Source organism: Methanoregula sp. (assembly GCF_002835825.1).
Taxonomy (GTDB): Archaea; Halobacteriota; Methanomicrobia; order Methanomicrobiales; family Methanospirillaceae; genus Methanoregula.
The window spans coordinates 1-1,086 of sequence record NZ_PIZH01000726.1 but is presented as its reverse complement, the minus strand read 5'-3'; the positions used below and the strand labels follow the sequence as shown (position 1 = coordinate 1,086).

General features: G+C 58.5%; 1 protein-coding gene. It reads left to right on the top strand.

Annotated features, from left to right (window positions below; all coding sequences use genetic code 11):
* Positions 1 to 853: hypothetical protein (locus tag CW742_RS14730; RefSeq protein ID WP_292421686.1), on the top strand; the 853-nt coding region annotated here is incomplete at its 5' end.
* Positions 854 to 1,086 lie beyond the last annotated feature (233 nt).

Genomic DNA, 1,086 nt, shown 5'->3' with positions numbered 1-1,086 from the left:
CCTCACTACGCTGAGCCGTTCCGGGAATGTGCCGGCGACTGTAACCACTACGGGTGCCACGCTGAAGGATACCGTTACGGTTGATACCAGCACGGACATCAACAACTGCGGGGCAATCGGCAATGTCTGTCCTTCGTATGATCTCGGAACGCAGCACGCCCGGAGCAGTTGTGTTGCCGGGAAGTGCACAATGAACTGCCTGACCCGGTACTCCGACTGCAACCGGGACGCGTCTGACGGGTGCGAGACGAACGTGGAGGAGAGCGCCAGCCACTGTTCGATGTGCGGCAATGCCTGTAACGCTGGTGAGTACTGTAACAATGGTGCCTGCACATTCTCCTGCCCGTCTGGATCCACGGCATGCGGATCTTCTGCATCCGGCAATGAGCAGCTCAAGGGAAGCGCCGGTACGAATAACGAGCTAATGGGCGCAAATCTCGGTGGCGGAAGCGGCGGAGGACCCGCAACCCGGAAGTGTGCGGTCTTAAGTGTTGATCCGGCGAACTGCGGAGCATGCGGGAACGCATGTTTCCAGCCGCCCCATGCCCAGCCGGTCCAGTGCCTTGGTGGAACGTGCTCTCCCTCCCAGGCAACGGCAGCAGCAATGCAATGCCAGAGCGGGTTCATGAACTGCAATGGTGTCTTTTCCGATGGTTGTGAGGTCAAGATCAACACAGACCGGCTCAACTGCGGGAAGTGTGGCGGAGGATGTCCGGCAGGGTTCCATTGTGCGGGGGATGGGCGGTGTTGCGATGACCCGACCGGCAAACTCTGCTGCAAGCAGGGGGCGGAATGCACTGCAGGGCTCATGTTTGCCCTTGTTGGCGGACCCGCCGGGCTTCCCGCCATTTGATCCTTACCGGAAAACCCCCGCGGACAGCAACCGGTTCCCCTTCCCCGTTTTTTTTTAAGAATAATTGGGACAGGACAGAATGATATTCCTCCTACTGCGGCCGATCACCGCATGGCTTTTGGCAATTGTCCTTCCTGGGGGAAGAAACCGGCAGATAATGCATGCCTGCATCCACGTTCAGAATAAAAACCGCGCCATTAAATCCCCCCCCCTCCAACTGGATGCTGTGATAG